General features: G+C 63.9%; 25 protein-coding genes. 18 read left to right on the top strand and 7 right to left on the bottom strand.

From position 1 onward, the window contains the following. Window positions 1–131: 131 nt before the first annotated feature. The 4 genes from JMJ54_RS12645 to JMJ54_RS12630 all read left to right on the top strand — a co-directional run bounded on the left by JMJ54_RS12645 (window position 132) and on the right by JMJ54_RS12630 (window position 2,316). The gene (locus JMJ54_RS12645; RefSeq protein WP_203538921.1) at window positions 132–686 is read left to right on the top strand and encodes a phage tail protein; all 555 of its coding nucleotides are present in this window, start codon (window positions 132–134) and stop codon (window positions 684–686) included. A gap of 9 nt (window positions 687–695) precedes the next feature. Beyond that, the gene (locus JMJ54_RS12640; protein WP_203538920.1) at window positions 696–1,226 is read left to right on the top strand and encodes a phage tail protein; all 531 of its coding nucleotides are present in this window, start codon (window positions 696–698) and stop codon (window positions 1,224–1,226) included. An 18-nt stretch (window positions 1,227–1,244) separates the two neighbouring features. Then, window positions 1,245–1,760, top strand: a complete 516-nt coding sequence (locus tag JMJ54_RS12635) for a phage tail protein (RefSeq protein ID WP_203538919.1) — start codon at window positions 1,245–1,247, stop codon at window positions 1,758–1,760. A 61-nt stretch (window positions 1,761–1,821) separates the two neighbouring features. Then, the gene (locus tag JMJ54_RS12630) at window positions 1,822–2,316 is read left to right on the top strand and encodes a GNAT family N-acetyltransferase (protein ID WP_203538918.1); all 495 of its coding nucleotides are present in this window, start codon (window positions 1,822–1,824) and stop codon (window positions 2,314–2,316) included. Between the two features lie 65 nt (window positions 2,317–2,381). Here the strand turns inward: JMJ54_RS12630 and JMJ54_RS12625 are convergent, their stop codons facing one another. Continuing rightward, the gene (locus tag JMJ54_RS12625; protein WP_203538917.1) at window positions 2,382–2,879 is read right to left on the bottom strand and encodes a single-stranded DNA-binding protein; all 498 of its coding nucleotides are present in this window, start codon (window positions 2,877–2,879) and stop codon (window positions 2,382–2,384) included. Further along, complete coding sequence (locus JMJ54_RS12620) at window positions 2,879–4,243, bottom strand: MFS transporter (RefSeq protein ID WP_203538916.1); 1,365 nt, start codon at window positions 4,241–4,243, stop codon at window positions 2,879–2,881. Before JMJ54_RS12620 ends, JMJ54_RS12625 begins: the two co-directional genes overlap by 1 nt. 162 nt (window positions 4,244–4,405) lie before the next feature. Between JMJ54_RS12620 and uvrA the strand changes: the two genes are divergently transcribed. Continuing rightward, window positions 4,406–7,252, top strand: coding sequence for an excinuclease ABC subunit UvrA (uvrA, locus tag JMJ54_RS12615; protein ID WP_203538915.1), 2,847 nt, complete (start codon window positions 4,406–4,408; stop codon window positions 7,250–7,252). Window positions 7,253–7,317: 65 nt separating this feature from the next. Here the strand turns inward: uvrA and JMJ54_RS12610 are convergent, their stop codons facing one another. From JMJ54_RS12610 to JMJ54_RS12600, 3 genes are all read right to left on the bottom strand, one after another. Beyond that, window positions 7,318–9,345: a type IV pilus assembly protein FimV gene (locus JMJ54_RS12610; RefSeq protein ID WP_203538914.1), complete on the bottom strand. Its 2,028-nt coding sequence runs from the start codon at window positions 9,343–9,345 to the stop codon at window positions 7,318–7,320. Window positions 9,346–9,374: 29 nt separating this feature from the next. After that, the gene (locus JMJ54_RS12605) at window positions 9,375–10,511 is read right to left on the bottom strand and encodes a PilT/PilU family type 4a pilus ATPase (RefSeq protein ID WP_203538913.1); all 1,137 of its coding nucleotides are present in this window, start codon (window positions 10,509–10,511) and stop codon (window positions 9,375–9,377) included. Between the two features lie 67 nt (window positions 10,512–10,578). Further along, window positions 10,579–11,622 carry a type IV pilus twitching motility protein PilT gene (locus JMJ54_RS12600; RefSeq protein ID WP_203538912.1) on the bottom strand — a complete coding sequence of 348 codons (1,044 nt, stop codon included), beginning with the start codon at window positions 11,620–11,622 and terminating at the stop codon, window positions 10,579–10,581. Between the two features lie 82 nt (window positions 11,623–11,704). On the opposite strand from JMJ54_RS12600, the gene JMJ54_RS12595 reads away from it, so the two are divergent. The 4 genes from JMJ54_RS12595 to JMJ54_RS12580 are packed head-to-tail and all read left to right on the top strand — an operon-like array spanning window position 11,705 to window position 14,128. After that, window positions 11,705–12,400: a YggS family pyridoxal phosphate-dependent enzyme gene (locus JMJ54_RS12595; protein WP_203539064.1), complete on the top strand. Its 696-nt coding sequence runs from the start codon at window positions 11,705–11,707 to the stop codon at window positions 12,398–12,400. Between the two features lie 25 nt (window positions 12,401–12,425). After that, complete coding sequence (gene proC / locus JMJ54_RS12590) at window positions 12,426–13,250, top strand: pyrroline-5-carboxylate reductase (protein ID WP_203538911.1); 825 nt, start codon at window positions 12,426–12,428, stop codon at window positions 13,248–13,250. Beyond that, window positions 13,251–13,838 carry a YggT family protein gene (locus JMJ54_RS12585; protein ID WP_203538910.1) on the top strand — a complete coding sequence of 196 codons (588 nt, stop codon included), beginning with the start codon at window positions 13,251–13,253 and terminating at the stop codon, window positions 13,836–13,838. It begins immediately after the preceding gene. After that, entirely contained in the window at window positions 13,838–14,128 is a 291-nt protein-coding gene (locus JMJ54_RS12580; protein ID WP_203538909.1) for a DUF167 domain-containing protein, read from the top strand. Before JMJ54_RS12585 ends, JMJ54_RS12580 begins: the two co-directional genes overlap by 1 nt. Window positions 14,129–14,144: 16 nt before the next feature. Here the strand turns inward: JMJ54_RS12580 and JMJ54_RS12575 are convergent, their stop codons facing one another. After that, complete coding sequence (locus JMJ54_RS12575; protein ID WP_203538908.1) at window positions 14,145–14,561, bottom strand: FxsA family protein; 417 nt, start codon at window positions 14,559–14,561, stop codon at window positions 14,145–14,147. On the opposite strand from JMJ54_RS12575, the gene cutA reads away from it, so the two are divergent. From cutA to JMJ54_RS12560, 3 genes are read left to right on the top strand one after another with little or no spacing between them, the layout of a single operon-like run. Then, window positions 14,560–14,907, top strand: a complete 348-nt coding sequence (gene cutA, locus JMJ54_RS12570) for a divalent-cation tolerance protein CutA (protein WP_203538907.1) — start codon at window positions 14,560–14,562, stop codon at window positions 14,905–14,907. The two genes, JMJ54_RS12575 and cutA, sit on opposite strands and share 2 nt — an antisense overlap. Next, window positions 14,904–16,472, top strand: coding sequence for a protein-disulfide reductase DsbD (dsbD, locus tag JMJ54_RS12565; RefSeq protein WP_203538906.1), 1,569 nt, complete (start codon window positions 14,904–14,906; stop codon window positions 16,470–16,472). Before cutA ends, dsbD begins: the two co-directional genes overlap by 4 nt. Next, complete coding sequence (locus JMJ54_RS12560; RefSeq protein ID WP_203538905.1) at window positions 16,469–16,942, top strand: TlpA family protein disulfide reductase; 474 nt, start codon at window positions 16,469–16,471, stop codon at window positions 16,940–16,942. The genes dsbD and JMJ54_RS12560 overlap by 4 nt, the downstream gene beginning before the upstream one ends. A 24-nt stretch (window positions 16,943–16,966) precedes the next feature. Here JMJ54_RS12560 and JMJ54_RS12555 read toward each other — a convergent pair whose 3' ends face one another. Continuing rightward, window positions 16,967–17,278, bottom strand: a complete 312-nt coding sequence (locus JMJ54_RS12555; RefSeq protein WP_229797584.1) for an ArsR/SmtB family transcription factor — start codon at window positions 17,276–17,278, stop codon at window positions 16,967–16,969. A gap of 161 nt (window positions 17,279–17,439) precedes the next feature. On the opposite strand from JMJ54_RS12555, the gene gpmI reads away from it, so the two are divergent. From gpmI to JMJ54_RS12525, 6 genes are all read left to right on the top strand, one after another. Continuing rightward, entirely contained in the window at window positions 17,440–18,993 is a 1,554-nt protein-coding gene (gene gpmI / locus JMJ54_RS12550) for a 2,3-bisphosphoglycerate-independent phosphoglycerate mutase (RefSeq protein ID WP_203538904.1), read from the top strand. A 2-nt stretch (window positions 18,994–18,995) separates the two neighbouring features. Further along, a complete protein-coding gene (locus tag JMJ54_RS19560) occupies window positions 18,996–20,309 on the top strand; it encodes a murein hydrolase activator EnvC family protein (protein WP_203538903.1) in 1,314 nt (437 codons plus the stop codon). A gap of 31 nt (window positions 20,310–20,340) precedes the next feature. Then, complete coding sequence (locus tag JMJ54_RS12540; protein ID WP_203538902.1) at window positions 20,341–21,798, top strand: S41 family peptidase; 1,458 nt, start codon at window positions 20,341–20,343, stop codon at window positions 21,796–21,798. A gap of 100 nt (window positions 21,799–21,898) precedes the next feature. Continuing rightward, complete coding sequence (locus JMJ54_RS12535) at window positions 21,899–22,297, top strand: hypothetical protein (RefSeq protein ID WP_203538901.1); 399 nt, start codon at window positions 21,899–21,901, stop codon at window positions 22,295–22,297. Between the two features lie 80 nt (window positions 22,298–22,377). Continuing rightward, window positions 22,378–23,217 (top strand): HesA/MoeB/ThiF family protein, encoded by an 840-nt coding sequence (locus JMJ54_RS12530; RefSeq protein ID WP_203538900.1) that lies wholly within the window; start codon window positions 22,378–22,380, stop codon window positions 23,215–23,217. A gap of 179 nt (window positions 23,218–23,396) precedes the next feature. Then, entirely contained in the window at window positions 23,397–24,209 is an 813-nt protein-coding gene (locus JMJ54_RS12525) for a hypothetical protein (RefSeq protein ID WP_203538899.1), read from the top strand. Window positions 24,210–24,224: the final 15 nt, after the last annotated feature.

The raw sequence follows: 24,224 nt of genomic DNA, 5'->3' as shown, positions 1-24,224 counted from the left end.
CCGCGTATATCATCTGTCGATTAAATACGGGCGGGCTGGTCGCGAATTGCGTCCGGCTCGCCCTCCCCGCTTGCCGGTCGCGGCAAGCGTTTTGTCGACGCAGCGCTGAGTAACATCAGAAGGAGGTTGTTGTGGATCCCTACCTCGGAGAAATAAAGCTGTGCGCCTTTCCGATCGCCCCGAGAGGCTGGGCGTTCTGTAATGGCGCGTTGCTCCCGATCAATCAGAATCAAGCCCTGTTTTCACTTCTGAACACGCAGTACGGCGGCAACGGCACCACCAACTTTGCCCTGCCCGACCTGCGCGGCCGCACGCCAGTTCATCGGAATCCGGCCGACATCAACTACCAGCAAGGCAAGAGTGCAGGCCAGGAAACGGTGGCGCTGACGACGGCCAATCTGCCGCCGCATACCCACACCTTCGCGGTATCCGGGCAACCGGCGACGGCAGCGAATGTCGGCACGAACGGCGACAGGCTGCTCGCGACCAGCAACCTGCACAGTGATACCGACCCCAATATCTCCGGTGCCGGCCCCAATCTGTACGCCAGCGCAGCCAATCTGACGGCCCTGCAGGATGAAGCCTGCGGCATCACCGGCAGTGGCGAAGCCCGCAACAACATGCAGCCCTCGCTGGTGATGAACTACATCATCTGCCTGAGCGGTATCTACCCGACCAGATCCTGAGGAGAGACCATGTCAGAACCGTTTGTGGGTGAAGTACGGCTGTTTGCCGGCAAATACGCACCGGTGGGCTGGGCCTTTTGTCAGGGTCAGGCATTGCCGATCAGCGAAAACGAGGTGCTGTATACCCTGATCGGCACCACCTACGGTGGCGATGGCGTCACCACCTTTTGCGTCCCGAACCTGACCGGCCAGTTGCCGATCGGCCAGGGGCAGGGGCCGCAAACCAGCAACCGCGTCATCGGCCAGAAGCTGGGGACCGAAAGCGTCACCCTGACCCAAGCCCAGCTGCCGGCACACACGCACACGCTGTCCGTCAGCAGCAATCCGGCCACCAATATCGGTGCCGACAACAACTTCGCGCTGGCGACCGGCCCCGTTGCCTTTTACAACAGCGGCCTTGCCAACTCGCCGACCAAACAGCGGCTGTCGCCGCAGGCGCTGGGCAGCACGGGCGGCAACCAGCCGATCCCGAACCTGATGCCGACGCTGTCGATCAACTACATCATCGCCACGACGGGTTACTTCCCGTCGCAAGGCTGAGTGAGAGGAGCCAGAGACATGTCAGATCAGTACATCGGAGAAATCCGGATTTTCGGCTGCAACTACGCACCGGAAGGCTGGGCATTCTGCGACGGCCAGATTCTGCCGATTTCGCAGAACACCGCGCTGTTCACCCTCCTCGGGACGACCTATGGTGGCGACGGCAGGACGACGTTCGGCTTGCCCGACCTGCGCGGCCTGGCGGTCATCGGCACGGTCAACAACCAGTACGGCGAACGCCTGGGCACTGCAAGCGTCACGGTCACCACGGCGAACATGCCGAACCACACTCACACTGCCTACGCCGACATCGGCCGACCGGCATCGGCGACTGGCACGGGACGTTTGCCTGCCCGACTCCAGGCACCGAACAGCAATACTTACATCTCGGCCGACAAGGCGGCCCCGTTGACCGCACTGGCACCGCAGGTCGTGCAGGCTGTCGGCGGCGGCACCGCACACGAGAACCGCCAGCCCTACCAGGCAGTCAACTTCTGCATCGCCCTGCAAGGCGACTTCCCGCCCCGGCCGTAACCGGGTCCAGGCCGGCCGCTCGGGCGGCCGGCCCCGTTTCTCCTCGCCACGCTGGAACGCCATGCACGCAACGATCGACGCCCCCGCTCTCGTTCATCCGCACCTGCGTCTGCGTACGGTGACCGCGGAAGACCAACCTTTCCTGCTGCGGCTTTACGCATCGACCCGCGCCGACGAACTGGGCGCACTGGGCTGGCAGGACGCGCAACGCGACGCCTTCGTGCAGATGCAGTTCGTCGCCCAGCAACGGGCGTACTTTGCCTACCCAGATGCCGCGTTCTGGCTGGTCCTGCATGACGACACGCCCGTCGGTCGCCTCTACCTCCAGCACGCCGAGGAGGCCTTGCGCATCATCGACCTGAGCCTGCTGCCCGAGTACCGCAATCGTGGGCTCGGCACGGCACTGCTCACGGCCTGCTTTGCACAGGACAAGCCCGTGCAGCTGCATGTCGACAAAACCAATCCAGTGTTGCAGCTTTACCTGCGGCTCGGCTTTGTCCCCATCGAGGACAAGGGCGTGTACCTGCAAATGGAACGGCGACCCGATCCGCACTAGCCGGCAACAAAAAACCCCGCGATGTCGCGGGGTTTTTGCTGGCACCTCGGATTGCAAGGCACATTTCAGAACGGGATATCGTCCTCGAAATCGTCGAAGCTGCGCTTCGGTGCCGGTGCGGCCTGCGGACGTGCCGCCGGCGCAGCAGCCGGGGCCGGGGCGTAGCTCTGGTTGAAGTCGTCGTAACCGCCACCGCCCTGGTCCATCGAGCCACCACCGCCGCCACCCGAGCGGCCGCCGAGCATCTGCATCTGGTCGGCGATGATTTCGGTGGTGTAACGGTCGGCGCCGGTCTGCTTGTCCTGCCACTTGCGGGTCTGCAGCTTGCCTTCGATGTAGACCGAGCTGCCCTTCTTCAGGTACTGGCTGGCGATTTCAGCCAGACGGCGGTACATGGTGATGTTGTGCCACTCGGTTTTTTCCTGCTTCTGACCGGACTTGTCCTTCCAGTTTTCGGTCGTCGCGATGCTGAAATTGCATACCGCGTCGCCGTTGGGCAAGTAGCGAACCTCGGGATCGCGCCCGAGGTTGCCGATCAGGATGACCTTGTTCAAGGAAGCCATCAGTGCGTCTCCATAATCAATTGTTTAGCCTCGTCTTCATTCCAGCCGTCCTGCATCACCTTGAGCAGGGCCACCCGCTCGTCCAGCAACACGACGGCTTCGGAAACGCCGGCAATCCGTGAAAGTTTATCAGACAGCGCGGCCGGATCGCCCTGCCATCCCTCGCCAATGTGAAAGAGTTGGGTCCTGACCGGCTTGGGCGCACGCATCCGCCACGCCACGAGCAGCCAGAGGCCGACAAAAGCGGCCGACAGCGCGAACACCGGTGCCGGCGAGTCGTAGCGCTGGTACAGCCAGCCCGCGAGCGCCGAACCGAGGAACATCGCCGCGGACTGGCAGGTGTTGTAGACCCCCATCGCCGTTCCCTTGGCATCCGCCGGGGCGATCTTCGAAATCAGGCTGGGCTGGATTGCCTCGAGCACGTTGAAGGCGATGAAATACAGCGCCAGCCAGACGACGATCATCGTCAGGCTGGGCATGTAGAGCGTCATGCCGATCTGCGCGGCGAACATCAGTCCGATCGCCCAGAGAAAGACACGCTTGAGCTGGCGTTTCTTCTCGCCGTAGATCACCGCCGGCACCATCAGCACGAAGCTGAGCAGGACCACCGGCAGGTAGATCCACCAGTGCCGCGACACATCGAGATGGCCGACCTTGGCCAGCAACAGCGGCATGACCGTGAACATCGCCATCTGCGCGGCATGCAAGGCGAATACGCCGTAGTTGAGCCGCAGCAGCTGCGGATCGCGCAGTACCGCCGGCAGCCGGCTGGCCTTGGTCTCGGCGTCCGAATGGAAACGCGACACCGTCGGGCTCGGAATGACCTTGGCAACGCCGACGATGGCGATCAGCGCCAAGGCGGCCGTCAGCATGAAAATGCCCGGCAGGCCGATCCAGTCGGCCAGCTTCGGCGCCACGACGAGGGACACCGCGAAAGTGCCGGCGATGCTGGCACCGATCATCGCCATGGCCTTGGTCCGGTGCTCTTCGCGCGTCAGATCGGCCAGCAAGGCGGTGATGGCCGCCGAAATCGCACCGGCGCCCTGCACGGCGCGACCGACGATCAGCCAGACGATATGGTCCGCCATCGCACACATGATGCTGCCGAGCGCAAACAGCGCCAGACCGATGTAGATCACCTTCTTGCGACCGACGCGATCGCTCCACATCCCGAACGGCAGCTGCAACAGCGCCTGCGTCAGGCCGAAGGCACCGAACGCCAGCCCGACGAGAGCATGGTTGTCACCGCCGGGCATGTGACCGGCGTAGACGGCGAAGACCGGCAGCACGAGGAACATGCCGAGCATGCGCAGGGCGTACAGCCCGGCAAGCCCGGAGGCGGCACGAAGTTCTAGCGGGGACATGAGCGGCAGCGGTTGGAGCGAAAGACGCGATTCTAGCAAAACCGGCGGGTTCGCCGCAGCCGGACGCAATCGGCTGGACGTTGCGGGCAAGATCGGCATGCACGCCGACAAATGTTCTCCGGTAAACTAGGTGGTTGCCTTTTCAACCTTGACGAGCATGCCATGAGCTACCGCCCCGCCGACGCAGACACACCGCTGATCCGCATCCGCGGCGCACGGACGCACAATCTGAAGAACGTCAATCTCGACATTCCGCGCGGCAAGCTCGTGGTGATCACCGGCCTCTCGGGTTCCGGCAAGTCTTCGCTGGCGTTCGACACGCTCTATGCCGAAGGTCAGCGGCGCTATGTCGAATCGCTGTCGGCGTATGCGCGGCAGTTCCTGCAGCTGATGGAAAAGCCCGACGTCGACCTGATCGAAGGCCTTAGCCCGGCGATCTCGATCGAGCAGAAGGCCACCAGCCACAATCCGCGCTCGACCGTCGGCACCGTCACCGAGATCCACGACTACCTGCGTCTCCTGTTCGCGCGCGTCGGTACGCCCTACTGCCCCGATCACGAGCTGCCGCTGCAGTCGCAGACGGTAAGCCAGATGGTCGACCACGTGCTGGCGCTGCCCGAAGACACCAAGCTGATGGTGCTGGCGCCGGTCATCGTCGGCAAGAAGGGCGAAAACCTCGACCTGTTCGACGAGCTGCGTGCACAGGGCTTCGTCCGCGTGCGCGTCGACGGCGAAGTCTACGAAATGGACGCCGTCCCCAAGCTCGACAAGAACAAGAAGCACACGATCGACGTCGTCATCGACCGGCTCAAGGTGCGCGAGGACCTTAAGCAGCGTCTGGCCGAATCGTTCGAGACCGCGCTGCGCCATGCCGACGGCCGAGCGATCGCGCTAGAAATGGACAGCGGCAAGGAACACTGGTTTTCGGCCAAGTTCGCCTGCCCGGTGTGCAGCTACAGCCTGCCCGAACTCGAACCGCGGCTGTTCTCGTTCAACAACCCGATGGGCGCCTGCCCGAAGTGCGACGGCCTGGGTCAGATCACCTACTTCGATCCGAAGCGCGTCGTCGCCCATCCGGAGCTGAGCCTCGCCGCCGGCGCGATCAAGGGCTGGGACAAGCGCAACCAGTTCTATTTCCAGATGCTGCTGAGCCTGGCGAACCACTTCGGTTTCGACGTCAACACGCCGTGGAATGAACTGGGCGACACCGTACAGCAGGTGGTGCTGCACGGTTCGGGGCGCGACGAAATCGCCTTCACGTACATGAACGAGCGCGGCAGCAAGTTCGAACGCATCCACGCCTTCGAAGGCATCATCCCGAACCTCGAGCGCCGCTACCGCGAAACCGACTCGTCGGCTGTTCGCGAAGAACTCGCCAAATACCAGAACAACCAGCCCTGCCCCAGTTGCTTGGGCTCACGCCTGCGCCGCGAGGCGCGGCATGTGAAGGTTGGTACCGAGAACCTGCACAACATCGCGCAGATGGCGCTGCGTGATACCGCGGCGTTTTTCGAAGGGCTGCAGCTTGAAGGCGCAAAAGCCCAGATTGCCGAAAAAATCGTCAAGGAAATCCGCGAACGGCTGGGCTTCCTCGTCAACGTCGGTCTCGACTACCTGAGTCTGGAGCGCAGCGCCGACACGCTGTCGGGCGGCGAAGCACAGCGCATCCGGTTGGCGAGCCAGATCGGTTCGGGCCTGACCGGCGTGATGTACGTGCTCGACGAACCGTCGATCGGCCTGCACCAGCGCGACAACGACCGCCTGCTCGGTACGCTGGTGCGGCTGCGCGACCTCGACAACAGCGTCATCGTCGTCGAGCACGACGAAGACGCGATCCGCGCCGCCGACTTCCTCATCGACATCGGCCCCGGCGCCGGCGTGCACGGCGGCGAAGTGATCGCCGCCGGCCACCCCGACGACATCATGAAGGAGCCGCGCTCGATCACCGGCCAGTTCCTCTCCGGCGCACGCAAGATCGCGATCCCGGCCAAGCGTCGCGATCCGGAACCGGATCGCTGGCTGACGCTCAAGGGCGCGCACGGCAACAACCTCAAGTATGTGAATCTGGCGCTGCCGGTCGGCCTGTTCGTCGCGATCACCGGCGTGTCGGGTTCGGGCAAGAGCACGCTGATCAACGATACGCTGTACACGCTGGCGGCGAAGGAACTCAACGGCGCATCGGCCGAACCGGCGCCGTTCCACGACGTCAACGGCATGGACCATTTCGACAAGGTGATCAGCGTCGACCAGAGCCCGATCGGCCGCACCCCGCGCTCGAACCCGGCGACCTATACCGGCCTGTTCACGCCGATCCGCGAGCTGTTTGCCGGCGTGCCGTCGAGCCGTGAGCGCGGCTACGGCCCGGGCCGCTTCTCGTTCAACGTCAAGGGCGGCCGCTGCGAAGCCTGCCAGGGCGACGGCGTGCTCAAGGTCGAGATGCACTTCCTGCCCGACGTCTACGTGCCGTGCGACGTCTGCCACGGCAAGCGCTACAACCGCGAAACGCTCGAGGTCCAGTACAAGGGCAAGAACATCACCGAAGTGCTGGAGATGACGGTCGAGCAGGCGCTGGCGTTCTTCGAGGCCGTGCCGACGGTGGCGCGCAAGCTCAAGACGCTGATGGACGTCGGCCTCGGCTACATCCGCCTCGGCCAGAGCGCGACGACGCTGTCGGGCGGCGAAGCGCAACGGGTCAAGCTGGCGCTCGAACTCTCCAAGCGCGATACCGGTCGCACGCTCTACATCCTCGACGAGCCGACCACCGGCCTGCACTTCCACGATATCGACCTGCTGCTCTCGGTACTGCAGCGCCTGTCAGGGCATGGCAACACCGTTGTCGTGATCGAGCACAACCTCGACGTGATCAAGACGGCCGACTGGGTGATCGACCTCGGCCCGGAAGGCGGTGCCGGCGGCGGCCAGATCATCGCCTGCGGCACGCCGGAAGCCGTCGCGGCCAATCCGGCCAGCCATACCGGCCACTATCTTGCGCGCGTACTGGCAAACTGACCGCGCTCGCGCTCGAAAACAAAGCCGCCCTTGGGCGGCTTTGTTTTTTCGGTGTCACAGCGTCGTCAGATGCCGCGTACCGGCGCCAGCTTGTCGAGCCACTTCATCGCCGTCAGCCGCTGTTCCATGCTGTTGCCGTGCAGCAGCGCCTGCTCCAGCAAGCGATACGCCGCCTCGGTTTCACCCTGCGCCAGATGGCGCGCCACCTGCTGCAGCAGCGGGTCGTCGCTGACGAAATCGGCCGGGTCGACGCTCCGTACCGGCGGCGGCTCGGGCAGCAGCGGCGCCGACGGCATCGCCAGCACCGACGGCGCTTCGGCAAACGGCTCGAGCTGGAAATCCAGCTCCTCGATCGACGGCAGCGGCGGTACGCCATCGTCGTCCTCGGGCACCTCGACCACCGAGGCCGGTGGTTGCAGACCGGCATCCTGATGCATCGCGGCGGCAAAATCGAACGCATCCGGCACGATCATCGGCTCGGCGGCGGTCCTCAGATCGAGCTGGTGATCGATGCTGTCGTCGAGCGAGCGGTACAGCGGATTCTCCGGATCGACCCGCTGGCCGATCCCCTGGACCTGCTGCCACAGCGCATCGCTGGCAAACTGCAGCCGGAACGCAACCGCGCGTTCCTGGAAAGGCTGCTTCATGTCGTTCTGGCGGTAAACGTCGAACAGCTTCATCCACAATGCCAGCGCGGTCGGATGCTGCTCGATCTCGTGATTGAGCAGATTGATCGCCTGCTGGATCAGGCCGTGATCGATGAGCAGCTGCGCTTCTTCCGAAACGTTGCCCGGCTGAACGACATCCACATCGTCGTTGTGGAATTCGTCGGCGATCTGGCCGATGTTCTGCACCAGCGTCGTCGCACCGAGCGCCGAACGGATGCGCGGCTCGGACGGCGGCATCGTCGCGGCACGCATCATGATCGTTCCGCCGCTTTCGCGCGGGTGGGCCAGCGAGAAGGCGTCGCCGTAATCCTGCTGCCGGGTACGCCAGCGCCAGCCGACAAAACCGAGCGGAATCAGCAGCAACAGCGACAGCCACCACGGTGAAAAACCGTCATCGGCAGGGTCGCGGCCCGGCTTCACCGCGCTGGCATGCGTCACGGACGGCCTGTCCTGCCGCAGCGTGTTCAACTGCTTTTCAAGCTGTGCGACCTGATACTTGAGCGCCATCAGCTGTGACGTCTGGTCATCGGAGGTCAGCGTGAGCAAGCGCTCGCGCAGCTTGAGCCGCTCCTCTGGCGACAATTCGGACTCGCGGCCGATATCAAGCTGGCCGGACGACAATTGCAGCCTGAACTCCCCGTCCGCCTGCGGCGCCCGGGTCGTCGGCAGCGCGGGGACTGTCGGTAGCGGCTCGGGAACCGAGACACTGAGCGTATCGGCTACTTGCGGCGCTGGACGCAGCTGCGGCTGTATGGGGGGCGCGACCGGCTTCGGCACGGCAGCGCCGCCGGCACGCGGCAGGGCCAGCAAGACATCCTCGGGCAACGGCGCCTCGAGACCTTGTGGCAAATCCGGATTCTGCTGATACAGGTCGTCGATGAAGCGCGCACGCCCTGCCCGGTCATTCGGAAAATAATGCCGCGCCAGCTGCGCGACCGTATCGCCGTCGGCCACCCGCAAGCTGCCACCAAGTGCCGGATAGCGCCGTTCGTTCCGGACCGGCGCCGCACGCCGGTTGCCACGCGACGTCGTATAGTCGCGCGGGTCGACCAGTACGTTGTAGCTGCGCTGGAAACGCGGCTGCTCGTCGTCACGGCACTGCACGCGCACGACCAGTTGCAGCATCGGCTCCTGCAACGGTTCGATACCGACAATCTGCAGCTCGCCACGCGCGCCCTCGCCCTGATAGCGCAGCCGGGCATTGACCAGCGAGGCCGCATCGCCTTCGACCGCATCCGCTACCAGGCGGAAACAGGCGCTGCCCAAGTTTTCACCCGCCGCAAGCCGGACCGGGATCGACGCGTCGAAGCGCTCGCCCAGCGCCGAGTGCAGCTGCAACTCGCCCAGCGAGGCAGCGTGCACCGCGACCGCAGGGGCACCGAGCATCAGCGCCATCAAACAGCGGGACAACGAACCGGCTTTCATGAACATCACCGCAGAAAGGGGTCGCCGTTTCAAACGATATCCAGATGATCGAAACCGCTCAGCACGTCCTTCTGCTTCGCCTCGGAGCCGTTGAGCTTGATCTGCAGCCGCAAGTCGTTGACCGAGTCGGCATTGCGCAAGGCGTCTTCGTAACTGATCTTGCCTGCTTCGTAGAGTTCGAACAGGCTCTGGTCGAAAGTCTGCATACCCAGCTCGCGCGAACGCTTCATGATTTCCTTGATCTCGTGGACATCGCCCTTGAAGATCAGTTCAGAAATCAGCGGACTGTTCAGCATGACTTCCACTGCCGCAACGCGGCCCTTGCCGGCGCGGTGCGGCACCAGACGCTGCGACACGAAAGCCTTGAGGTTGAGCGACAGGTCCATCAGCAGCTGGGCTTTGCGCTCTTCGGGGAAGAAGTTGATGATCCGGTCGAGCGCCTGGTTCGACGAGTTGGCGTGCAGGGTCGCCATACACAAGTGGCCGGTTTCGGCGAAGGCGATCGCGTAGTCCATCGTCTCGCGGTCGCGGATTTCACCGATCAGGATCACGTCCGGCGCCTGCCGCAGCGTGTTCTTCAGCGCCGCCATCCACGAATCGGTATCGACGCCGACTTCACGTTGCGTGACGATCGAGCGCTTGTGCTCGTGCACGTATTCGATCGGGTCCTCGATCGTGATGATGTGGTCGTAAGCCGTTTCATTGCGATGGCCGACCATCGCCGCGAGCGAGGTCGACTTGCCCGAACCGGTACCGCCGACAAAGATCACCAGCCCGCGCTTGGTCATCGCGATGTCTTTCAGCACTGGCGGCAAGCCGAGATCCTCGAGCTTCGGAATCTCAGAGTTGATCGTCCGCAACACCATGCCGACGCGCCCTTGCTGGATGAAGGCATTGACGCGGAAACGCCCGAGGTTGCCCGGGCTGATCGCGAAGTTGCACTCCTTGGTGCCTTCGAACTCTTCGGCCTGACGATCGTTCATGATCGCCCGCGCCAGCTCCTTGGTGTGCTGTGCGGAAAGCACCTGGTTCGAAACCGGCGTGACCCGGCCGTCGATCTTCATCGCCGGCGGGAAGTCGGCGGTGATGAATAGATCGGATGCTTCCTTGGCGCGCATGTGACGCAGCAAGTCGTGCATGAACTTGGCGGACTGTTCTTTCTCCATGATCCTGCTCTTCTTCTATGGCGAAGCCGCCTTGTGATTGTCGTTGCTTCGGCGGGTCCGTACGGACTCAGCCCTTGAAGTGGTCCGGATTGGCCGCCTTGGTCCGCGCTTCGGCGGCCGAAACGATATTGCGCTGCAGCAGGCCCTGCAAGCACTGATCGAGCGTCTGCATGCCGTACTGCTGGCCGGTCTGGATCGACGAATACATCTGCGCGATCTTGTTCTCGCGGATCAGGTTACGGATTGCCGGGATGCCGATCATGATTTCGTGCGCCGCAACCCGCCCCTGGCCGTCCTTGGTCTTCAGCAGCGTCTGCGAAATCACCGCACGCAGCGATTCGGACAGCATCGCCCGGACCATTTCCTTTTCGGCGGCCGGGAACACGTCGACGACACGGTCGATCGTCTTCGCCGCCGAGCTGGTATGCAGCGTCCCGAACACCAGATGGCCGGTTTCGGCCGCGGTCAGCGCCAGCCGGATCGTTTCGAGGTCGCGCAATTCGCCGACGAGGATGACGTCCGGGTCTTCCCGCAGTGCCGAACGCAGCGCGTTCGAAAAGCTCATCGTATGCGGACCGACTTCGCGCTGGTTGATCAGGCACTTCTTCGACTGATGGACGAATTCGATCGGGTCTTCGACGGTCAGGATGTGGCCGTAATCGTTTTCGTTGATGTGGTTGACCATCGCGGCCAGCGTCGTCGATTTGCCCGAGCCGGTCGGTCCGGTGACGAGCACGAGGCCGCGGGGATTCTGGGCGATCTCGGTGAACACGCGCGGCGCATTCAGCTCCTCGAGCGTCAGCACCTTGGACGGAATGGTCCGGAACACGGCGCCGGCACCGCGGTTCTGCACGAAGGCATTGACCCGGAAGCGCGACAGATTGGGGATCTCGAACGAGAAGTCGCACTCGAGCGTATCCTCGTAGATCTTGCGCTGGCCGTCGTTCATGATGTCGTAGACCATGTCATGAACGTCTTTGTGGTCCATCGCCGGCAGGTTGATGCGCCGGACATCGCCGTGCACGCGGATCATCGGCGGCAGGCCGGACGACAGGTGCAGGTCGGATGCCTTGTTCTTGACGGCAAAGGCCAAGAGTTCAGAAATTTCCATTTATAATTTTGTCCTTCTGCCGTGGCAGATCCGAACGCAGAAAAGGGCCGCAAGACGAGGGCCAGATCAAGGCAAATCCATTATGGCAACGATGTTTGAAGCGTGGCAAGACGTGCTCCGGCGCATCGACGAGGCGGTTGTAAGCATCCAACGCCCTCGCGATTCGGTGCGTCTGCTCGCGGTCAGCAAAACATTCCCGGCCGAGGCGGTCCGCACGCTGTACGGCCATGGCCAGCGCGCCTTCGGCGAGAACTATGTCCAGGAGTTCGCCGCCAAGCGAGCGGCCTTGGCCGACCTGGATGAAATCGAATGGCATTTCATCGGTCCGTTGCAAAGCAACAAGACGCGTAGCGTCGCCGAAGGCGCCGACTGGGTACACGCCGTCGATCGGCAGAAGATCGCCGAGCGCCTGTCGGCCCAGCGCCCGGACACGCTGGGCGAACTGAATGTCTGCATCCAGGTCAATGTATCCGGCGAGGTCAGCAAGTCGGGCGTCGCGCCCGACGAGGTCGTGACGCTGGCGAATGCGATTGCGGCCCTGCCGCGGCTGAAGCTGCGCGGGCTGATGTGCATCCCCGAACCGACTGACGACACGCGCAAACTTTCGACGCAGTTCGCACTGTTGCGCAAACTGCAGCAACAGCTGAATGACGAAGGCTACAGGATCGACACGCTCTCGATGGGCATGTCGGCCGACCTGGAGGTCGCGATCGCCGAAGGTGCGACCCTAGTCCGTATCGGTACGGCAATTTTCGGTCGGCGCACGACCCCACACTAACAAGATGAAAACAGGAGACAGCGGAATGCGAATTACCTTTATCGGTGGCGGCAACATGGCGACCGCGATGATCGGCGGCATGGTCGCACGCGGCTTCGCCGGCAGCGAAATCCACGTCGTCGAACCCGATGCGGCCAAGCGTGCACAACTGCACGCCGATTTCGGCGTTTCCGCTTCGGCGCCTGACGAAGCGCTCCCGCCGAGCAATGCCGTGGTATTCGCGATCAAGCCACAGCAGTTCCGCACCGTGGCCGAAGGCATCGCGCCGCAACTCGGCGATGCCCTCGTCGTCTCGATCGCGGCCGGCATTCGCTGCGATGCAATCGGCCGCTGGCTGGGCGGCACCGAACGCATCATCCGCGTCATGCCGAACACCCCGGCGCTGGTCCAGGCCGGCATCTCCGGTGCCTACGCGGCGCCGGCGAGCAGCGACGCCGACCGCCAACTGGCCACGCGCCTGCTCGAATCGACCGGCGAGATCGTCTGGGTCGACGACGAGGGCGATCTGGATGGCGTCACCGCGATCTCGGGCTCGGGCCCCGCGTATGTCTTCTACTTCATGGAATCACTGCAGGCCGCCGCACGCGCGCAAGGCTTCGACACCGACACCGCACGCCGCCTCGCCTACCAGACCTTTGCCGGTGCGGTGAAACTGGCGCAGCAAAGCGACGATGATGCCGCGACCTTGCGCCAGAAGGTCACCAGCAAGGGCGGCACGACCGAGCGCGCCATCAACGCACTCGAAAACAGCCAGGTTCGCAGCACGATCATTGCCGCCGCCTCGGCCGCCGCCGCCCGCTCGAAAGAACTCGGCGACGAACTCGGTCGCGATGCCGACGAAGGACGATGAATGCTGACCGATACGCTCAACTTCCTGATCCGCAATCTGGCGGAGTTTTTCATCCTGCTGCTGCTGACGAGATTTTTCCTGCAGGCCGCCCGCGTATCGTTCGCGCACCCGCTCGGCCAGTTCGTGCTGGTGTTGACCAGTTGGGCCGTACTGCCGGTACGTCGCTGGATCAAGCCGTTCCGTGGCTACGATACCGCCAGCCTGCTGCTGGCCTGGCTGACCGCGCTGCTGATGCACGGCCTGCTGTTGGCGATCACGCCCTGGCCCTTCGTGTTCGGATCGCTGACGACTGCCGTCGCACTTGCACTGGTTGCCGTGGTCGAGCTGGTGAAGCTGTCGCTCTATCTGCTGTTCGCCGCGGTGATCGGCCAGGCGCTGATGTCATGGATTGCGCCGTACAACCCGTTGATGCCGATCCTGAACGGCCTGACCGGCCCCTTCCTGAAGCCGCTGCGCCGGATCATCCCGCCGATTGGCGGCGTCGACATCACCCCACTGATCCTGATCCTGCTGATCCAGCTGGTGCTGTCGGTCTTTGTCGCCCAGCTTGAGCCCGCGATCCTGCAGCACGTCAGCGTCGCCAGTTGATGACGTGGTACGACCTCGGTGCCGGGACCGTGCAGCTCAGGCTGCACGTGCAACCCGGCGCGAAGCGCACCGAAGTCGTGGGCCTGCATGGCGATGCACTGAAATTGCGGCTGGCGGCACCGCCGGTCGACGGCAAGGCCAATGCCTGCCTGATTGCGTGGCTGGCCGATGCCTTCGCGGTGCCGCAACGGCAAGTGACGATCAAGTCCGGCCTGTCGTCACGCCGGAAAGTTGTCGTCACCCATGGCTGCAACACCCTTCCCGCAGACCTGCTGAACGAGGCGTCCTAGCCGCGTTGAGCCCGGCTCAGCGTTCGTCGAGCCGGCGCTGGGCGTCGTTGCGCGGATCGACACGCCGGTACTCGCCTTCAAGCGTATCGGACGACATCGGCGGAACCTTTGCGTCGCCACGCCGTCCCCAAGGCAGCAGCATCACCACCGCGGCAATATCACCGATGAAGCCCGGGACGATGAACAGGATTGCGGCGATATAGTAACGGGCCACCCAGAACAGGCTTTGCGGCGTCAGCCGGCCGCTTTTCAGATCGTTGACCAGCGACCATGCGACGGCGATACGATGGTGGCGCAGCATGCCGATACCGATCAGCGCCGACGCGAGCAGGGCGAGAAACACCCAGCCGGCGCCGATCCAGTCGGCCATGACCACCATCGAGGCGATCTCGGCCAGCGGATAGACAATAAAGGCGAGAAACAAATAAGGCATGAATACTCCCGATCAATCAGCCACGCCGCACGGCGCCGTGGTCATCATCTGTAATTGCCCCGATGCAGCGGTTGCGGACCGGCTTGCAGCGGGGCTGGTCGAGGCGCGGCTGGTGGCCTGCGTCAACCGGTTGGCGCCTGTCCGGTCGACCTACCGCTGGGAAGGCAGAATCGAAACCGCCGAGGAAGTTCCGTTGTTGGCAAAAACCACACTGGCGGCCTATGCCGCCGTAGAGGAGTGGCTGAGCACGCACCACCCTTACACGTTGCCTGAAATCATTGCGCTACCGGTGGCGGCAGGCTTGCCCGCCTATCTGGCCTGGCTGGGCAACGAGGTGAATCCATGATGGTACGCCTCTTGCTCGGCCTGTTGGCGGCAATGCTCACAGCATTGAGCCATGCCGATCCGGCCTCTCTATTGCCCCCCGACGAGGCTTTCCGCGCGCAACTGGTGCAGACAGCAGATGGCGGCTACGCCGTGCATTTCAACGTCGCACCGGGTTATTACCTGTACCGCGACCGGATGAGCTTCAGCTCCGAACCGGCAGCTGCGCTGAAACCGGCACTGCCCAAAGGCGAGTTCAAGGACGACCCGAGCTTCGGCCGCGTCGAGGTGTTCAAGCATGACGTCACCGTCGCGCTGCAGGGCAAGCCACCGATCGGCACGGCGATCCGTGCCAAATTCCAGGGCTGCGCCGATGCCGGCGTCTGCTATCCGCCGCAAACCAAGCTGCTGCACCTGGGCGACGGTCAGGACGGCGGTGTCGCAGCGCTGTTCGGCGCAAGTACCCGTGGCAGCGGCGGCGATCGCGGTGGCGCCGACCTGTCGGGTGGTACTGCCGGTGACGACGGTTACTTCAGCGGCAGCAAGGCCGCGACCATCGCGCTGTTCTTTCTGGCCGGCATCGGCCTTGCGCTGACCGCCTGCATGTACCCGTTGCTGCCGATCATTTCCGGCATCGTGCTCGGGCCGGGCAGCACCGGTCGCGGTCGGGCGCTGTGGCTGACGGCCATCTACGTGCAGGGTCTGGCCCTGACTTATACGCTGGTCGGCGTCGCCGCAGCGCTGACCGGCACACTGCTGACGGTCTGGCTGCAGCAGCCGGTGGTCATCGGCGCGTTCGCACTGTTCTTCGTGGCCATGGCGGTCGCGATGTTCGGTGGCTACCAGCTGCAACTGCCCGGCAGTTGGCAGAGCCGACTCAACGACGTCGCCAACCGCTTGCCCGGCGGCCATGCCGGCCCGGTCTTCGTCATGGGCGCGTTGTCGGCGCTGATCGTCGGCCCCTGTGTGGCACCGCCGCTTGCCGCCGCGCTCGCCTATCTGGGACAGCAGGGTGACGTTGCACTCGGCGGCGGTGCGCTGTATGCGCTGGCGCTGGGCATCGGCACGCCATTGCTGATCATCGGCGCAGCCGGCAGCGCGGTACTGCCCCGATTGTCCGGCAAGGCCATGGGCCGCATGAAAATGCTGTTCGGGGTCGTCCTGCTCGGCATGGCGGTGTGGATCGCCCGTCCGCTGTGGCAGGGCTGGCTGCCGAGCGAACATGCGGTCACCTTCGAGCCCGTGGCGTCGGTCGCCGAACTGCAGGACAAGGTCGCCGCGGCACGCGGCAAGCCGGTCATCGTCGACTTCTACGCCGACTGGTGCGTCAGTTGCATCGAGTTCGAGCGTGAAACCCTGCCGGACCCACGCGTCAAGGCGAAGCTCGACGGCTTCGTGCGCCTGCGTGCCGACGTCACCGGCAACACCGCCGCCGACGCCGAACTGCTCAGGCACTTCGGCCTGTACGGTCCGCCTGCCTTGCTGTTCTACGATACCGAGGGCAAGCTCGTCCGCCAGCGCGTCATCGGTTTCCAGAACGCCGACGCTTTTCTCGCCACGCTGCAAACCGTTGAAGGATCGCCGTGAAATCACGCCACGCCCTGCTCGCCCTCACGCTCGCCTGCGCGGCCCTGACCGCCCACGCCGGCAGCTTTTTCGACGCCGAACTGAAGGACCTGTCGGGCAAACCGCAGAAGCTCTCGTCGCTGAAGGGCAAACCGGTGGTGGTCAATTACTGGGCGACATGGTGCTCGCCATGTCGCGAGGAAATCCCGGAGTTCGTGACGCTGGCCAGGCAGTACGCCGGCAAGGTCCGTTTCATCGGCATCGCGATCGACGACGCTCCGGCCGTCAGCGCTTTTGCCAAGCAGTACAAGATGAATTATCCGACGCTGCTCGGCGAGGCCGACGCCATGGCGCTGATGAAACAGGAAGGCAATACGGTGGGCGGACTGCCGTATACGGCGATCTATGACAGTCAGGGCAAGCGTGTCGCGACGCACACCGGCCGGATCAGCGCGGCCCAACTCGAAGCAACGCTGAAAACGCTGCGCTGATTCCGGCCGAATTTTGCGCGACGCTTACTTCGAGAAGCCGCAGAACACGTCGCGCAACAGCTCGACCAGCTCGAGCGTACGGATGTCGCCCACGCGGTAGAACACGCGATTGGCGTCCTTGCGCGTGCGCAGCACGCCCTTCTCGCGCATCAGCGCCAAGTGCTGCGAAATGTTCGACTGCGTCGTGCCGACGGCATCGACGATGTCCTGCACGCTCACCTCGTTTTCGCCCAGCACGCACAGAATCTTCAGCCGCAGGGGGTGCGACATCGCCTTCATGGCACGCGACGCTTGCTGGATGTGCTCGTCGCTCATCAGTTCGGGGGGGTTGAGCATGGCGGTAACTAGTAATCAGGTGGCGAATCGGCGCGGCCGAAGGCGGAATTTGTGACGACGGCAAAGCGATGCCATTGCGGTAGAATACTACCGATATTTGCAACCCGACCGCAACGCCAGCTTACAGCCCCGTCGCGGTTTTGCCTAAAGGTACTAGCAAGATGACGCAAGCGAACTCTGCCGTATCGGTCAAACCCGTCCTTCTCCTGATTCTCGACGGTTACGGTTACCGCGAAGAGACCCAAGACAACGCGATCGCGGCAGCAAAAAAACCGAACATCGACCGCGTGCTCGCGCAGTACCCGTGGACCACGATCAATGCCTCCGAACAGTTCGTCGGTTTGCCCGATGGCCAGTTCGGCAATTCCGAAGTCGGTCACCTGAACATCGGCGCCGGCCGCGTGCTGCTGCAGGACATCAGCCGCATCGACGTCGATGTCGCGGCCGGCAAGCTCGGCCAGAACCCGGTATTCGCCGAGGCAATCGAAAAAGCCAAATCCACCGGCAAGACGCTGCATGTGATGGGCCTTGTTTCCGACGGCGGCGTACACGCCCACGAAGCGCACATTCATGCCCTGATCAAGGATGCCGCCGCCGCCGGGGTCAAATCGATCCACGTCCACGCCTTCCTCGACGGCCGTGACACGCCGCCGCGCAGCGCCGAGCAGTATCTCGCCAAACTGCAAAAGGTCTGTGACGACGCCAGGGTTGCCCGCATCGTCGGCCTCGTCGGCCGCTATTGGGTGATGGACCGCGACAAGCGCTGGGAGCGCGTTGCGCCTGCGTACGAGCTGATCGTCGACGGCCAGGGCCTGCACCACGCAGAGACCGCAATCGACGCACTGAATGCTGCCTATGCGCGCAACGAAAACGACGAATTCGTCGGCGCCACCAGCATCGGCGCACCGGCGCGCATCGAAGACGGTGACGTTGCCGTATTCATGAACTTCCGAGCCGACCGCGCCCGCCAGATTGCCGTTGCGCTGACCGACGCTGCATTCGACGGTTTCGCCCGTGCACGCGTGCCGCAATTCGGCTTTTTCTGTACCGCGACTCGCTACGCCGAAAGCTACCCGTTCCCGGCCGCGTACGAGAAGGAAAAGGTCAAGAACAGCTTCGGCGAGTACATCAGCTCGCTGGGCCTGAAGCAGCTGCGCATCGCCGAAACCGAAAAGTATCCGCATGTCACCTACTTCTTCTCGGGTGGCGAAGAGAAGGAATTTCCGGGCGAAGACCGCGTGCTGGTGCCCAGCCCCAAGGTCGCGACCTATGACCTGCAGCCGGAAATGAGCGCGCTCGAAGTCGCCGACAAGATCGTCGCCGCAATCGAATCGCAGCAGTATGCCGCGATCGTCTGCAACCTCGCCAACGGCGACATGGTCGGCCACACCGGCATTTTCGACGCGGCAGTCAAGGCAGTGGAGACGCTCGATATCTGCGTCGGCAAGTGCGTCGAGGCGATGCAGAAGATCGGCGGCGAAGTGCTGATCACCGCCGACCACGGCAACTGCGAACTGATGTACGACAAGGATTCGCACCAGCCGCACACGCAGCACACCACCGACGTCGTCCCGTTCATTTACATCGGCCGCGAGGCAACGATGGCAGAACGCGGCACCGGTGCGCTGCGCGACATCGCGCCGACGATGCTCAAGCTGATGGGACTGCCGCAACCGGTCGAGATGACCGGCCGCTCGCTCGTCGACTTCGCCTGATCGTGCGGCGCGTCCTCGCCCTGACCCTGCTGCTCTCGGCCGGCGCCGTCGCGGCGCCGGCCGAGCCCGTTTCCCGCAAGCAAAGCGTCGAGAAGCAACAGGAGCTCAAGTCGCTGCGTGGTCAGATCGACGCGCTGAAGAAGGACCTGGCCGACACCGAGTCGGATCGCAAGGAAGCCAGCGATGCGCTCAAGGATTCCGAATCGGCGATCTCCGACGCCAACCGCATCCTCGGCGACCTGAACTCCCAGCGGGCGATGAGCAGTGCCGAACTGACGAGACTGGAAGGCGATATCGCCGCCGTGCGCAGCAGGATCGAGCAAAGCCAGCGACGCCTCGCCAAACTGATCAGGACGCGTTACAAAAGCGGCGAACTCGAAGCCTGGCGCCTGCTGCTCAACCAGCAGGATCCAAATCAGGTCAACCGCACGCTCGGTTATTACCGCTATCTGGTCGCCGCGCAGCAGCAGCTCGCCAGCCAGCTCGAAAACCAGCTTGCCACGCTGAATCAGCTCGCCGATGAAATCCGCGCCAAGCAGGATGAACTGGCGGCGATCAGCACCGAAAAACAACGGCAGAAAAGCCGCCTGCAATCGGAACAGAACAAGCGCCAGGCGCTGGTCGAACAGCTGTCGGCCGAGATCAGCAGCCAGCGCGGCCAGATCCAGAAGCTCAGCGCCGATGAAAAACGCCTGACCGGGCTGATCGACCGGCTCAACGCACTGATCAAAAAGCAGGAAGCCGAACGCGCCCGGCTGGCCGCCAAAAAACGGGCGGAAGCCGCCGCACGGGCCAAAGCCGTGCGCGAGGCCAATGCGCGCGCAGCAGCCCAGGCCAAGGCAGAAGGCAAGGCCGCGCCGAAACCGGTGCCGGAGCCCAAGGCGGAGGTCAACGACGACCTGCCGGATGCCAGCCTTTCCGGCAAGGCCTTCGCTTCGCTCAAGGGCAAGCTCAAGCTGCCGGCCAAGGGCGAAATCGTCGGCCGCTACGGCGCACAGCGCGCCGAAGGCACGACGTGGAAAGGCATGATGATCAAGGCCGCGCCTGGTCAGCCGGTGCACGCGGTCGCCAGTGGCCGCGTCGTGTTTGCCGACTGGCTGCGCGGTTTCGGCAACCTCGTCATCGTCGAACACGGTGGCGGATACATGACCCTCTACGCCGGCAACGAAGCCGTGCTCAAGCATGTCGGCGACAGCGTCAATGCGGGCGACACCATTGCGACCAGTGGCAACACCGGTGGCATGGCGGATTCCGGTGTATATTTTGAACTCAGACAGAACGGCCGTCCGCTCGACCCGCAGGGCTGGATAGGCTAAAACCTTTACCCGGATAAAAAAGCCCCTCACGATGAAGCAAAAACTGCAGAAACTGGGTCTCCTGTGCGTCGGCGCCGGCGTCGGCGTCGCTGTCTCCCTGTCGTTCAACGCCGTTGCCGACAAGGACGCGAACACCAATCCCCTGCCGATCGACGAACTCCGGGCCTTCTCCACCGTTTTCGGTCTGGTGAAGCAGAATTACGTCGAACCGGTCGATGACAAGAAGCTGATCTCCGAAGCCATCAAGGGCATGGTCTCGGGCCTCGACCCGCATTCGACCTACCTCGATGCCAAGGATTTCAAGGACCTGCAGGAAACCACGCAGGGCGAATTCGGCGGCCTGGGTCTCGAAGTGAACATGGAAGACGGGCTGGTCCGCATCGTCTCGCCGATCGAGGATACGCCGGCCGACAAGGCCGGGATCAAGGCCGGCGACTACATCGCCAAGATCGACGACACCCAGGTCCAGGGCATGTCGCTGACCGACGCCGTGAACAAGATGCGCGGCAAGGCCGGCAGCAGCGTCACGCTGACGATCCTGCGCAAGGGCGAAGCCAAGCCGCTGGTGCTGACGCTGAAGCGCGCGGTCATCCAGGTGCAGAGCGTCAAGTTCAAGCTCGCCGAGCCGGACTACGGCTACATCCGCGTGACCCAGTTCCAGGAACGCACGACCGAAACGCTCGCCAAGGCGATCGAGACGCTTTACAAGGACAACAAGGCACCGCTGAAGGGCATCGTCCTCGATCTGCGCAACGACCCGGGCGGCCTGCTCAACAGCGCCGTCGGCGTGTCCGCCGCCTTCCTGCCCAAGGGCTCGCTGGTCGTCTACACCGAAGGCCGCACCGCCGATGCCAAGATCCGCCTGACCGCGGATCGCGAGAACTACCTGCGTCCGGGCAACAAGGGCGATTACCTCGCCAGCCTGCCGAAGGACATCAAGAACGTACCGCTGGTCGTACTCGTCAACGGCGGTTCGGCCTCGGCATCGGAAATCGTCGCCGGTGCGCTGCAGGACCACAAGCGCGCGCTCGTCGTCGGCACGCAATCGTTCGGCAAGGGCTCGGTGCAGACCATCCTGCCGGTCGACGCAACCTCGGCGGTCAAGCTCACCACTGCGCGTTACTACACGCCGAACGGCCGTTCGATTCAGGCCAAGGGCATCACGCCGGACATCGAGATCGAAGAAGCCACGCTGAACGGCCGCGAAGACAACGGCCTGCGCGTGCGCGAATCCGACCTCGAACATCACCTCAACAATCCGAACGACAAGGACGGCAAGGGTGAGGCATCCAAGCCCAAGGCCGTGATCCGTCCGAAGACCCCGCTACCCAAGGTCGACGCGAGCGAGCCGGACGCGGACAGCCCGCGCGAACTGGTCTCGAAAAAGGATTACCAGTTGCAGCAGGCGTTCAACGTGCTCAAGGTCCAGCAGCTCTTGCAGCAGAAGGATCAGCCCAAGGCCGATCCGGCCAAACCCAAAGCGAAGTAATGGATAAAAACCCCGCCAGATGGCGGGGTTTCTTTTTGCACCGCACGATGCGCCCGCCGGACCGCGGGACTAGACTGGGGTACGACGAAGGGAGATCGCCATGACCGACCTCAACGACATCCGGCAGCGTGATCTTGCGCTGGCACCCGGCACAACAGCGGAGCAGACCGCCCGGGCTGCTGCCCTGCTCGACGAACTTCCCGGTGTCTCGTCGATGCCGGGCCCCGAAGACGGAACGCTGCATGTCCGCTATGCCCTGTCGTCCTGTACGCTGGCCGAACTAGAAGCCCTCCTTGCTGCGCACGGCATCGACCTGGACCAGCGGACGTCGCAAAAGCTCAAGCGCACCGTTGCCCACTATGCCGACGATGTCGAACGCGACAATCTCGACCTGCCGGAGCACAACGTCAAAACCCGCGATGTTTACGCCACGCTCTGGACGCGCCATCCGCATGGCGACCATGACGACACCCCTGACGAGTTGCGGCGCTACCTTTGATTGAATTGCGCTGCGCCAACGCAAGATTCGGGGTCAAGGACGACGGGTATACTGTCGGCTGAACGTCCAGCCCGATTGCCATGACCCAGTACGCCTCACCCGCCCCCTCCGAAAACGCCGACTTCGACGATACCGCCCTGCTGCGCTACAGCCGTCACATCCTGCTCGACGAAATCGGTGTCGAGGGCCAGCAGGCCATCGCCCGGGCCCATGCACTGGTCATCGGCGCCGGCGGCCTCGGCTCGCCGGCCTTGCTGTATCTGGCCAGCGCCGGCGTCGGCACGATCACCATCGTCGATGACGACGCGGTCGACCTGACCAATCTGCAGCGCCAGATCGCCCACACCGAAGCACGCGTCGGGGTCAACAAGGCAGAATCCGCCAAAACGGCCATTCTGGCACTCAACCCGACGCTGGCCGTGCGCGCACTGAACGAACGCGTCGATGCAGAACGGCTGGCCGAGCTGGTGGCCACGGCCGACGTCGTGCTCGACTGCTGCGACAATTTCGCCACGCGCCATGCGGTCAACCGGGCCTGTGTCGCCGCACGCGTTCCGCTGGTTTCCGGCGCGGCGGTCCGGTTCGACGGCCAGTTGACGACGTTCGACCTGCGCGCCCCGGGCAATCCGTGTTACCACTGCCTGTTCGGCGAGGAAGGCGACGCATCGGATGGCCCTTGCGCTACTTTCGGTGTGTTTGCCCCGCTGACCGGCCTCATCGGCGCGGCGCAGGCGGCCGAGGCGCTGAAACTGCTGATCGGTCTGCCCACCTTGGTCGGCCGCTTGCAATTGCTCGACGCCCGCACGCTGCAATGGCGCGAGATGAAGTACCGCCAGGATCCGGCCTGCCCGGTATGTGGCACCCTTCACACAGGCCGAGTACGGGTTTCCCCGCATTCCAAGCTGGACTCATCCGCGTAGAGTGCAATCCATGAACGCCAAGTCCCTGCCCCTTTCCCGCCAGAATTATTGGTACCGCCCGTATATCTAAAGGCGGCCAGGACTACACACGAACACATGCCGCCGATCAGGCGGCATCGTTGTTTCAGCACCCAAGATACCCTCCCTGGTCGGTGGTCCAAATCCAAAGGACCGATACCATGACCGAACCCCGCAATCCCGTCACCATCCTGCTCGGCAACCCGGCACAGCACGCCATCACCGTCGGCGATACGCTGGCTACGCTGAACCGCCGCCTGCCCTTCCTCGAGCGCCATCGTCCGTTCCTGATGCTCGACGACGGCGCCGAGGCACCGCTCGAAACGGTACTCGACCATCTGGCCGTCGGCATCGATGCCGAGCAGTGCACGATCTTCGTTGCCGAACAGGTCCCGGAACTGGGCGAAATCGGCCGCTGCTTCGCCCCGCTGCTGCCGGCCAGCCGCACGGCGACCGCAATGACCGCGATCCGTCCGGCGCTGGCCGCGCTGCCGCAATCGGCACAGCTCTCGGAAGCCAACCGCATTGCCCGTCACTGCAACCACCTTGCCGGCCGCGAATTGCTGCCGGAAGCCTTGGCACTGCCCGACACCCGCCGGGCGCTGGCACCGCTCGGCCGCGACGTCCGCCTGAATTCGACGCCCGCCGAACTGCGCGCAGCCGTCCTGACCATGGCCTTGCCGACCGAAAAGTGCAGTGTCGAACAGCACCCGATTTTCGCCTACCTCGATGCCTTCGAAACCGACATTCCCTTCCTTGACGACCTGAAGGCCAAATTCCGCCGTGGCGGCCTCGCCGACGATGTGCTGCAACTGCATCTGGCCCATTGCCTCGAAGCCTTTGTCGCGCCGCTGCGCGAGTGCCGTGCCGCACTGTCGCGCGATGCCGTGACGACGCAACTGCAACGCGGTATCGAGCGGACACGCGATGTGGCGGCACGCACCCTGATCGAGGTCCGGCATGCGCTGGGCTGAACGCAGGCCCTTCAC

Source organism: Jeongeupia naejangsanensis, from assembly GCF_016865585.1.
Taxonomy (GTDB): Bacteria; Pseudomonadota; Gammaproteobacteria; order Burkholderiales; family Chitinibacteraceae; genus Jeongeupia; species Jeongeupia naejangsanensis.
This window is presented reverse-complemented; position numbering and strand designations above follow the sequence as displayed.

Excerpts from the sequence above, each read along its gene's own strand:
- JMJ54_RS12640 (WP_203538920.1), top strand. The coding sequence starts at position 696 with ATGTCAGAACCGTTTGTGGGTGAAGTACGGCTGTTTGCCGGCAAATAC.
- JMJ54_RS12635 (WP_203538919.1), top strand. The coding sequence starts at position 1,245 with ATGTCAGATCAGTACATCGGAGAAATCCGGATTTTCGGCTGCAACTAC.
- JMJ54_RS12630 (WP_203538918.1), top strand. The coding sequence starts at position 1,822 with ATGCACGCAACGATCGACGCCCCCGCTCTCGTTCATCCGCACCTGCGT.
- JMJ54_RS12625 (WP_203538917.1), bottom strand. The coding sequence starts at position 2,879 with ATGGCTTCCTTGAACAAGGTCATCCTGATCGGCAACCTCGGGCGCGAT.
- JMJ54_RS12620 (WP_203538916.1), bottom strand. The coding sequence starts at position 4,243 with ATGTCCCCGCTAGAACTTCGTGCCGCCTCCGGGCTTGCCGGGCTGTAC.
- uvrA (WP_203538915.1), top strand. The coding sequence starts at position 4,406 with ATGAGCTACCGCCCCGCCGACGCAGACACACCGCTGATCCGCATCCGC.
- JMJ54_RS12610 (WP_203538914.1), bottom strand. The coding sequence starts at position 9,345 with ATGAAAGCCGGTTCGTTGTCCCGCTGTTTGATGGCGCTGATGCTCGGT.
- JMJ54_RS12605 (WP_203538913.1), bottom strand. The coding sequence starts at position 10,511 with ATGGAGAAAGAACAGTCCGCCAAGTTCATGCACGACTTGCTGCGTCAC.
- JMJ54_RS12600 (WP_203538912.1), bottom strand. The coding sequence starts at position 11,622 with ATGGAAATTTCTGAACTCTTGGCCTTTGCCGTCAAGAACAAGGCATCC.
- JMJ54_RS12595 (WP_203539064.1), top strand. The coding sequence starts at position 11,705 with ATGGCAACGATGTTTGAAGCGTGGCAAGACGTGCTCCGGCGCATCGAC.
- proC (WP_203538911.1), top strand. The coding sequence starts at position 12,426 with ATGCGAATTACCTTTATCGGTGGCGGCAACATGGCGACCGCGATGATC.
- JMJ54_RS12585 (WP_203538910.1), top strand. The coding sequence starts at position 13,251 with ATGCTGACCGATACGCTCAACTTCCTGATCCGCAATCTGGCGGAGTTT.
- JMJ54_RS12580 (WP_203538909.1), top strand. The coding sequence starts at position 13,838 with ATGACGTGGTACGACCTCGGTGCCGGGACCGTGCAGCTCAGGCTGCAC.
- cutA (WP_203538907.1), top strand. The coding sequence starts at position 14,560 with ATGAATACTCCCGATCAATCAGCCACGCCGCACGGCGCCGTGGTCATC.
- JMJ54_RS12575 (WP_203538908.1), bottom strand. The coding sequence starts at position 14,561 with ATGCCTTATTTGTTTCTCGCCTTTATTGTCTATCCGCTGGCCGAGATC.
- dsbD (WP_203538906.1), top strand. The coding sequence starts at position 14,904 with ATGATGGTACGCCTCTTGCTCGGCCTGTTGGCGGCAATGCTCACAGCA.
- JMJ54_RS12555 (WP_229797584.1), bottom strand. The coding sequence starts at position 17,278 with ATGCTCAACCCCCCCGAACTGATGAGCGACGAGCACATCCAGCAAGCG.
- gpmI (WP_203538904.1), top strand. The coding sequence starts at position 17,440 with ATGACGCAAGCGAACTCTGCCGTATCGGTCAAACCCGTCCTTCTCCTG.
- JMJ54_RS12540 (WP_203538902.1), top strand. The coding sequence starts at position 20,341 with ATGAAGCAAAAACTGCAGAAACTGGGTCTCCTGTGCGTCGGCGCCGGC.
- JMJ54_RS12535 (WP_203538901.1), top strand. The coding sequence starts at position 21,899 with ATGACCGACCTCAACGACATCCGGCAGCGTGATCTTGCGCTGGCACCC.
- JMJ54_RS12530 (WP_203538900.1), top strand. The coding sequence starts at position 22,378 with ATGACCCAGTACGCCTCACCCGCCCCCTCCGAAAACGCCGACTTCGAC.
- JMJ54_RS12525 (WP_203538899.1), top strand. The coding sequence starts at position 23,397 with ATGACCGAACCCCGCAATCCCGTCACCATCCTGCTCGGCAACCCGGCA.